The organism is Pedobacter sp. CG_S7 (genome assembly GCF_040544395.1).
In the GTDB taxonomy this organism is placed as follows: domain Bacteria; phylum Bacteroidota; class Bacteroidia; order Sphingobacteriales; family Sphingobacteriaceae; genus Pedobacter.
In genome coordinates this window covers 1-9,490 of sequence record NZ_JBEONS010000058.1, presented here as the reverse complement: position 1 = coordinate 9,490, position 9,490 = coordinate 1, and the positions used below count along the sequence as shown (strand labels likewise).

Here is a 9,490-nt window from a genome sequence, read left to right as displayed (position 1 = left end):
TCGACACTTTTGGTCAAAAAAACCCAAAACTAAAAAAACAAAAAATCCAAAAAGTTAATATAATTCTGACTTGTTGCTTTTGCAACGGTCTTAATTTTAGTAAATATTTAAACATACCTTCATTTAAAGATAGACCAAATATTCCCATCACTAATCGATTTTATTTATGATTTTTTTTCCAATATTCAAAAAAAAATCCCTTCATTGTGCTGACATAACTCATCATAAAATTGAATGTTCGAGTAAGTTCTTATACTAATAAAAATAGTCTCGTTTATCAGCCTGAATATCCTAGCTTATTAGCGATTAGTGATTGTGTCATAGACTGGAGAAGTCGCCTTGAGGTAGCCCGGCGTGGAAGGGCTATTTAAAATTTAGCCTAAAAAGTTTATATCCTTAAGAAAGGTGAAGTGTTGACAAGAAGCGAATTAAAAAAAGTACTAGGTGGTAGTGGTAGTTCTGAAATATGTGATGACTGGAGGAACAATATTGAAACTTGCTATAATTGCTGTATTACAGTTGATACCTGGGACTATTGTCCTGAACAATGTTAAAATTTACTTATCTAATATTTAATTTCTAATGAAAGGTTTAATTACACTAACTATTTTACTTATTTCTTTTAGTTTGTCGGCTCAGTCTGTGAAATTCAATTTACAAGGATCAGTAAAAGACACAAAGAATGCCAAATTTGCTTTTATATCCACGCTGTCACAGCAAGTAACTATTTCCAGCCCTAAAATATTCATGGTAACTCCAATCGTAAATGGAAAGTTTCAGTTTAATGACACCTTCGATTTGGAGGGGAAACAATACCAGAACGCTTGTGTATTTGTTGATGAACGCGGTAACATTTCAAAGGAGGAACTTGCATTTAAATTTAAACAGCTTGTTTGGGTAACAGGTAGAGAAAACCACCTTAGGAGAATAATACTTGAGAATATAAAACTTGATATAGAACAACGTGATCAAATGATAACGTCGAAAATTGTATCTGGCGGTACGCTGACTAAACAATTAGATGAGAATAATCAAGCTGTGAGGGATAAAAATAGAAAATTGTTAGAATTTATAAAGAAATATCCCGATTCACCAGTAAGTTTAATTGCGGTAAAGGATAATAACTCAATTTTTGATCCATCAAATAAAGAAAAATATGAGAGTAATTATGGTTTACCTTCAGAATTATTCATATTACTTTCTGAAAGATTAAGAAAAAGTAAGGAAGGCTTAAAATTAATAAAAGAAATTAACAAAAAATCTAATAAATAGACATGTTAAAAACGATATTAACGATCGTCCTGACAAACGTTTTTTTTTTCATTTGGTCAAGAGCAAATATCAGGAAAATTAACTATCATCGCCGATTTAGGCAACATTAAAGTATTGCCGCTTAAAGTTGTAATCAAAAAAAAGAGTCTTGGAGGTTATAAAACAACAACTGATACTATTAGAATAACCGATAGAACATTGAATTATGAAACACTGCTTCCTGAACCTGAGTTTTTAGAAATAGTTTTTTTTTGGCCTGATAGAAAATTGACCTCTACATCCTTTTGGGTTCTTCCTTCATTATATCAGTTAGTTATAGGTGATAATTTAGAACCAACTTTAGTGACTTCCCATACATTAGGTTTTGCAAGTAGCATCAGTAAACTGGAAAAAGAAGTCAAAAATCACCTTTACCGTTCAGATAGTTTAGTGAAACATGTGAATTTTGATGGCAAAAAGTTGGAAGACGTTGAAAGAAGGATCTATTTTATAAGGGATTCAATAAACAATTTAATTGATAATAAGATCTATAAACGGGTTGTACTTGCTTATTCAAATTCACCGTTAGGTTTATACGCTCTGTGTAAATATGCAGAAAGACCTTTTGTAAATCAAAGGACTAAGTCGCAACCTGCAGAGATAGCCAAACTACTTAATAGATTGAGTCCCAGATTAAAAGAGTTACATTCAGGACAAATACTTTTAAGTAAGCTGACATTGGGCCAGCAAATGGCAGTTGGGAAGGTATTTGAGGATATTTCCCTTCTAGATACTGTAGGTAAAGTTTTTAAAGTCAGTGATTTTAAAGGCAAATATTTGTTGGTAGATTTCTGGGCGAGTTGGTGTGTGCCCTGCAGGGAAGAAAACCCATGGCTGATAAAGGCTTACAATAAATATAAAAATGCAGGTTTTCAGATCATTGGCATTACAATAGATAAAAAATCTTTTAAAAATGATTGGCTAAAGGCCATTGCAAAAGATGAAATAAATATATGGCCCCAACTAAGTGATTTTGACAACTTAGCACAATCAGCTTATGGAATTAGGTTTATACCTGCTAACTACTTGCTAGATCCTAATGGGGTTATTATTGTGCGAGATTTGAGAGGGACAGAATTAGAGGAAAAATTAATAAAAATTTTAAAATAAATTTAGTTGTTCAGGTAGGTAATAATTACTAAGATTTGGGAGTTTAAAAAACAATTAACTTCTCAATGCTTTGGTGGCATTTTATTGATCATTCTAGGGCTGAACCTTCTCAAAATCGACTTTAAGGAAATCAGTTAAGTCAGTTTTTTATATTCTCGAGTTTATAATTATCAATTATTACAATTTTACCTTCATTTTTTGTAATCAAGCCTTCTTTTTTAAAGTCGCTAAGAATTCTGCTTACTGTTTCTGTGGCCATACCTGCCATTGAAGCTAGGGTGTCACGGGTAACATCTATGGCAATTTTTTCACCTTGTTTACCCTTTGTATTTAAATTAACCAACAATTCTGCCATACGCTTCCGTACAGAGTGATAAGCAAGCTGTAACAATTGTTCTTCCTTAACTAAAACGTTATTAGCCAGTATTTTTATAAACTCTGCTGATACATCCGGATATTTTTGGAGCAGTTGTTCCAATATTTCCTTAGGCATTAAGCATAATGCAGTATCTTCCATGGCTTCGGCAGTTTCGAAATAATCTTCACCTGCAAGCATAGATGCAACACCAAAATATTCTGAGGGGCCATAAATTCCGGTTAACAATTCTCTTCCATCATCGGCAATTTTCATTGTTTTCACTTTACCGGAAACAACAAAATAAATACCTTTTACGGTATCTTCTTTATAATAAACAACCTGCTTTTTCCTGATATGCTTAATTTTACGTTCGTTAGTCAATTGTTTTAGCTCTTCCAAACCCGTATGGCTACTAAACAGGGAATTTATTTTACCGAGCGACTGGCTATAAAGTTGCTGTTGATGTTGCTTTTTCTTTAACCTGCATTCAATAGCATTTAGCAGTTCAGCATCATCAAAAGGTTTGGTAACGTAATCATCAGCGCCCATTTCCATGCCTTTCCGCATGTCTTTTCTATCTATTTTTGCGGTCAGAAAAATAAAAGGAATGGTAGAAGTGTCGATATTATTGCTTAGAAGATGAAAAACGCAATATCCATCTATACCAGGCATCATGATGTCACAAAGGATTAAATCCGGTAAAAAATTTATTGCAAGTTCAACGCCATGTTTGCCATTGACGCCTTTCAATACTTCATAATTACCGAGCTCCAGAATTTCAGTAATACTATCCCTTATATCGTTATTATCTTCAATAATTAAAATTCTTGTTTTTTTTACCATTAGCCCTCATGGTTTAAGAGATACACTTGCTAAATCGCATGTGCTAAATATAACAAATCGTTTTTGATTATTGTTCTTAACACTACAAATATAACTCACAATCAACCCCTTAACCTAGGATCTATTAATATTAAGCCTCGATTAGAAAGTAATCTTTAAGCATAAAATAATTTTGGCTCACCGGGGAGGAACAACGATTCCAGGAAAAACCAACAATGGAATATTGATATGCGAGGCAAGATTACGGGTGTGACTGGGATCAAAAATACGTTCCAGCATTTTACTTCTGTAATGCACCATCGCCATTAAGTCAACAGAACCATATTTACTGAGCCAGTCTAGCCCGCTATCTAAGTCAGAACTTTTGACATCCTGGAAGCTGATATTTGGATAACTGTTATTTTTAGTTACCACATTGATGAACTGTTCCGTTTTTTGTTTCAGTTCTTCACTACCAGCTTTTTCATCTTCAAAGTTTACAATCAATAGTTCTGCATTATAAAGTTGGGCAATCTCTACTAAATATTGAATTCGAAGAATATCCCCATGACTTAAATCAGTAGCAAAAGCGATTCTTTTAATTTCTGGAGAGAATAAGGAGAAAGGAACTAAAATAATAGGCGTTGCAGTAGTATCCAGGATTTTTTGACTCTTACTTCCCATGAAAATTTTCACAATTGAAGGGGCACTATAAACCCCCATTACGATCAGGGAAAGCTGTATATTAATTTCAATTTCTTTCACAACTTCTTGCAAAGTACCTATTTGAGAAAAAGATTCAATTAAAGGCAGATAAGCACCCTTAACATTATCGACATCAGCACGGAGGCTTTCAGCCAAGAAATTAAGCTGCTCATCCACTTCATTTTTTTGCGTTAAAGTATCATGAAGAGGCATTGTTCCCTGAAAAGGTATAGGTGCTTCCATTTGGATTTTGATCGCATTGCATAAAAGGAGATCAGCGCCTATCCTTTTTGCCATACCCAAGGCATAATGGGCAGCATTTTCAGAAGGAACAGAGAAGTCTGTTGTTACTAAAATCGTTTTCATCTTTATAAAATGTTTTTTAAAGGAATGAAGTTTGCTAGCTTAAATTTAAGAAAAGTAAATCATAATAATAATGACTTTAATCATTTGAAGTGATTGATGTTAAGCCATAGTTTGAAATGATCTCCCTGCAGCTTACAATTTCATTCTTTTGTAGCTTCATTTAAAATTATTTGGTAAATTTCTTCCACAAATTCTTTATCACATAACCCAGTACCTGGATTAACAGTAGCTGCCGTGCCACAGGCTACCCCATATTGAAGAGCCGCCTCAAGGCTGTAATTTTTTAATAAGCTCAATACCATTCCTGCAACCATACTGTCGCCCGCCCCCACCGTACTTCTTATTTTCACCTCAGGTGCATTAACTTTTATGGCGAGTTCTTTGGTAACCAGCATTGCACCAGCTGCCCCCATGGAGACCACAATAACTTCGCAAGTACCCTTTTCAATAACTTTTCTAGAAATTTCAACAACCTGATCATTAGTTACATTTTCCATTCCTGCCAGCATAGCTAATTCTCCCAAACTGGGTTTTATTAAATAAACCCCAGCGTTAACGGCGTGTTTTAAGGCCTCTCCAGAGGTATCCACCACAAGCTTTGCCTTTTTCTGTTGGGCAATAGCAGTAATCTTTGAAAATATTGTTTCAGGAATTCCCGGTGGGAGACTTCCGCTTACCACAATATAACTGATTTCTGTAAGCTGTTCCAGTTCAGATAAGCAACGCTGCCATTCCTGTTCATTAATTTGAGCGCCAGGCAATCCAAACCTATATTGTTTGTTCGTCTGTATTTCTTCAACAATAAAATTCTCTCTTGTACTACCTTTGGTTGGCACAACAATTGTATTTACAGCCTCCTTAAAAAGTAACTGTGTATACATTTTTCCAGTAATGCCACCTGCCAAATAAATTGCGGTAGCTTGGGCACCTAGTTTTTTCAGTGCCCTGGCAACATTTACACCGCCACCCCCTGGTTCATAATGCGGTGCTGTGCAGTTCAATTTTTTTTCAGGAATTAATAAAGGTACTGAGGTACTTTTATCAATTGCAGGGTTAAAAGTTAGGGTAACAATTGCTGTCATGGTTTTGATGATTAAATAATTTCCGGAATAACCAGCATATCGAAATCTTTTTCATCCATATACTGTTCTAGCCTATCCTCCAATTTATTACCAAAAATTTGTGAAACGGTAAGTAAAGGGCTATTGAACTTTTCTCTTAGGTTTTTTTCATAAGGAAATATTTTTCTTGCCCGTTCCATTATAATAAGGTTATCATCAGCAACTTCATTTGTAAAAACTACAACATGCACTTCTGCAGAAAAAAGAGCTGCAAATTCAAACAGTGGATAAAGTAAATCTTGATCTTCTTCAAAATGATTTGTAGTGAAGAGAATTTTCAATGGCTTTTGCCAATTATATTCATGTGGAATAACAATTACGGGAACAGGACTCTTACCAATTATTTCAGCAGCTATTGAGCCCCACAATTTACCTTGCAAACCACTGGCCCCAAGTGTACCGATTACAATAAGATCTGTATTACTATCCTGCATTGCACCAAGAATACCTTCCGTTACGGGGCTCTTAGAGATTACGGTTGTTACTAGAATACCATGCTGCTCTTCAATATCCTTTTTTAATTGTTCCAAGCTTTTGGTTGATTCATCGACGAGGGTCTGGAACAAGTCAATATTAATTCCTGTATAATCATCATAAACGCTACCCATATATTCAATGACATGAAACAAAGTAATTTCAGCAGGTGCAATTTTCGCAATTTGAATGGCAAAATCAATGGCTTTAGTTGCACAGGAAGAAAAATCAGTAGGTACTAATATATTTTTCATACGATTGAATTTATATTTAATTAAATATCATTATCTTAATGAACAATGGAAATGATATCCATCATTATTAGTCGTGTATTTTGTCACAAGTACAATAACTAATTAGTTGATTATTGTCATCTGAATTTTAATAAAATTAACAAACCGCTTACTTGCCATTAATATATAGACCAAATGATAATTACCTATTAGATATCACTTAACAGCAACAGATTACGATGGGGTGAGTGATGGTAGTTTTTTCTTCATTATCATAGCTAATTTACACTGCAATTTCTGCAATTGTACTTTTTGAGCTACGCTAATAAAATTTAAAAAATGTGTTATTATTAACCAATCAAAAAATACTATTTCAACTTTAAAAAACTCAAGATCAGCTTTCCATCTTCAGGCATTGATATAATACTCCAGCGAACATGCAGATAATTTTGTTAGCGTTTCCATAAGTTATTTTTAATGAGCTAAGACCGACAAAACTTTGTGTCATTAAAGACAAGTAGTTATTGATGGTAGTTAGCTGAATTAATGATTTAAAACAAGCTTGAGAATTAAAAAATGGCTAGCTGATTTGAAGGAAATACTAGAAGAGGAATTTCAATGTGTCTGGCTATATTTTGAGTATGACTGGTGGTGAAAATTTTCTCCATAAAACTATCGTGGTGATGTACCATAGCGAGCATATCCACCAAGCCATGAACCATTAGCCAATCTAACCCAGCATCAATATTTTCACGGTTTATTTGTCTGTAATAAATTTTGGGGTAATTGATTTTACAGGCAATGTCATTCAAAAAAGCACTTAATCTTTTCTGATGTTCCTGATGATCGATTTTATCATCAAAAATATGCGCCAAAAGTATCTCTGCATAGTAATAACTGGCCAAGCCCGATAAGGAATTGATCACATTAACATTACTTTCGCTCAAATCTGTGGCAAAAGCAATTTTCTTTATTTCATTGAACTGAAATTCATGCGGGATAAACAGCATTGGGAAGTTGGCCTTATTGATCATTTCATGACTATTGTTATTCATATCCATCACCACCAGACAAACGGATTTTTCAGCCACCAAATCCTCTAACACAGCTATAACTGTTCCTGATTCGCTGATATAGCTAATTTCAGGATCATAGGAATCAGGGTCTGAAGAACCTATAGCTACTTGTCTCAACTTTGTTGCCAATCGCTGTAACTGCTCGTTAGCCTCTTTTTTCATAAAACTATAGTCTATTAACGGCAAAATTACTTGGGCTGCAATAGGTTGTATTATAGGAACGGTAAAAGCATGGCATAACAATAAGTTTGCATTAATATCCCTAGCGAGTTTCATTGCATAATGGGCGGCATTTTCTGCCATATCTGAAAAATCTGTTGGAACAAGAATTGTTTTCATTTCTGCTTTTGAATAGTATAAAGTGCATTTTCTAACTCCTTGTCGAGGTTATACAAATCTTTATATACGTTGAGTAAAAACAAAGTCATTAGCTTTTTCATTATGAAAGACTTAAAGTAAAGTTATTCAAAATTAAGACTGTAATTAATGACAGAAATCACTTCCTTTAATTTTTTAACACATTAAAATTTCGGGAAAGGGAAAAAGGTCTAAATAGGTAGTAATAACACAAAATTAAGTATAGAGGAGGTTAAAAATCTTCAAATTCTGGAACAACAACAGCGGGAATCGGAACATGTGTTAGGATAGAATTGATTTCCAGTCCAAAAAGCAAATCATCATTGTTTTTTTTACGTCCACCCAGAATAACCATAATGACGTCGTTTAAGCTGAGAATATGTAAAATATTGTCGCAAAGAGCACCCTCTCCTTGTAAACAAATTAATTTTGGTTTAAATCCAGTAGTGGTAGTAGCGCCCTCCATTACCGCTTCCAGGCGTTTCAATTCCTTTCCTAATTCCTCTTTACTTTTTTGAGCTAAAATATTTAAACTCCTATTAGGGAAATTTTCAAAATTTGTAACAGGATTAAACCAGGAATTAAACAAGAGAATATTACATTTAAGCCTGAAAGCTAAATTAAGTGCAAAATTAGCAGCACATTGAGAATTTTTTTTAAAATCTGTCAATACTAAAAGATATTCTTTTTTGTTATTTAGTGAAGAAATCATAGCAATGATTTAAATAATATAAAACTGAATAAAGTTCATCAGATTTTGTATGTTCTTTATACAGTTAACAAGAACAATTTGATTATGAAATAGTTTAAGAAAAAAAGTCATGTGTAATCAATTTGTTAATGTTAAATCAATTGAAAGATCTATCAGTAATTTCAGGTTCCTTGGCAGAAAGTTTAAAAAGATCATTGGATAACAGCAGTAAAAAGGATTCATATTTCAAGAATTGCAGCCTGTAACTACACATATAGATTCGCTGACCATGAATTTGGTAATGAGGTAAATACATTCCATCAGGGAGTTATTAAAGCTTTAGATTATCTGATTTAAAGGTTTAAAAAGTTTTTCTTTCTACAATTAGGATTTATGAAAGACATAGAGTTTAGGTTCATACTTTAGGTTCAGTTCAAAAAAACTGCTTTTAGATGCAGTTAAGAAATAATAAATAAAATAAATTTGCATAGTTTAAATATTTTTGTAGATTTGCAATCCCAACAACGAGATAGTTTATTTTATAAACGCAATCGTTGATTAAGTTCGGGGTGTAGCGTAGCCCGGTATCGCGCCTGCTTTGGGAGCAGGAGGTCGTAGGTTCGAATCCTGCCATCCCGACTGAGACACGGTCCAAATGAGTGCAAAACCCTCTAAATGTAATGATTTAGAGGGTTTTCTGTTTTTTAACAGTCTATAATAATCCTTTTCAATCCATCTGGGATCAAGTCAAAAAGGGATCAAGTCAAAAAGGGATCAAGTCAAAAAGTTGTGGATCAGGTCTTATATTTCTAGCTTTGATGCTTAGATTTCTTACTTCATGCAGGACGGATACCATACCTTAATCA

8 protein-coding genes and 1 tRNA gene are annotated in these 9,490 nt (G+C 33.8%); 3 read left to right on the top strand and 6 right to left on the bottom strand.

Annotation, left to right across the window (positions count from 1 at the left end):
• Positions 1 to 582: 582 nt before the first annotated feature.
• A complete protein-coding gene (locus tag AAKU52_RS16540) occupies positions 583 to 1,272 on the top strand; it encodes a hypothetical protein (RefSeq protein WP_354335588.1) in 690 nt (229 codons plus the stop codon).
• A 114-nt stretch (positions 1,273 to 1,386) separates the two neighbouring features.
• Entirely contained in the window at positions 1,387 to 2,421 is a 1,035-nt protein-coding gene (locus AAKU52_RS16535; protein WP_354335586.1) for a peroxiredoxin family protein, read from the top strand.
• A gap of 139 nt (positions 2,422 to 2,560) precedes the next feature.
• Here AAKU52_RS16535 and AAKU52_RS16530 read toward each other — a convergent pair whose 3' ends face one another.
• From AAKU52_RS16530 to AAKU52_RS16505, 6 genes are all read right to left on the bottom strand, one after another.
• Positions 2,561 to 3,622 carry a response regulator gene (locus tag AAKU52_RS16530; protein ID WP_354335584.1) on the bottom strand — a complete coding sequence of 354 codons (1,062 nt, stop codon included), beginning with the start codon at positions 3,620 to 3,622 and terminating at the stop codon, positions 2,561 to 2,563.
• 177 nt (positions 3,623 to 3,799) lie between these two features.
• Positions 3,800 to 4,672, bottom strand: coding sequence for a universal stress protein (locus AAKU52_RS16525; RefSeq protein WP_354335582.1), 873 nt, complete (start codon positions 4,670 to 4,672; stop codon positions 3,800 to 3,802).
• A gap of 140 nt (positions 4,673 to 4,812) precedes the next feature.
• Positions 4,813 to 5,754 carry a 1-phosphofructokinase family hexose kinase gene (locus tag AAKU52_RS16520; protein ID WP_354335580.1) on the bottom strand — a complete coding sequence of 314 codons (942 nt, stop codon included), beginning with the start codon at positions 5,752 to 5,754 and terminating at the stop codon, positions 4,813 to 4,815.
• Between the two features lie 11 nt (positions 5,755 to 5,765).
• On the bottom strand, positions 5,766 to 6,521 hold the full coding sequence (locus tag AAKU52_RS16515; protein ID WP_354335578.1) for a universal stress protein: 756 nt from the start codon (positions 6,519 to 6,521) through the stop codon (positions 5,766 to 5,768).
• Positions 6,522 to 7,069: 548 nt separating this feature from the next.
• On the bottom strand, positions 7,070 to 7,915 hold the full coding sequence (locus AAKU52_RS16510; RefSeq protein ID WP_354335576.1) for a universal stress protein: 846 nt from the start codon (positions 7,913 to 7,915) through the stop codon (positions 7,070 to 7,072).
• Between the two features lie 250 nt (positions 7,916 to 8,165).
• Positions 8,166 to 8,645 carry a universal stress protein gene (locus AAKU52_RS16505; RefSeq protein WP_354335573.1) on the bottom strand — a complete coding sequence of 160 codons (480 nt, stop codon included), beginning with the start codon at positions 8,643 to 8,645 and terminating at the stop codon, positions 8,166 to 8,168.
• Positions 8,646 to 9,189: 544 nt separating this feature from the next.
• Between AAKU52_RS16505 and AAKU52_RS16500 the strand changes: the two genes are divergently transcribed.
• Positions 9,190 to 9,263, top strand: a tRNA-Pro gene (locus tag AAKU52_RS16500).
• The last annotated feature ends 227 nt before the right edge of the window (positions 9,264 to 9,490 follow it).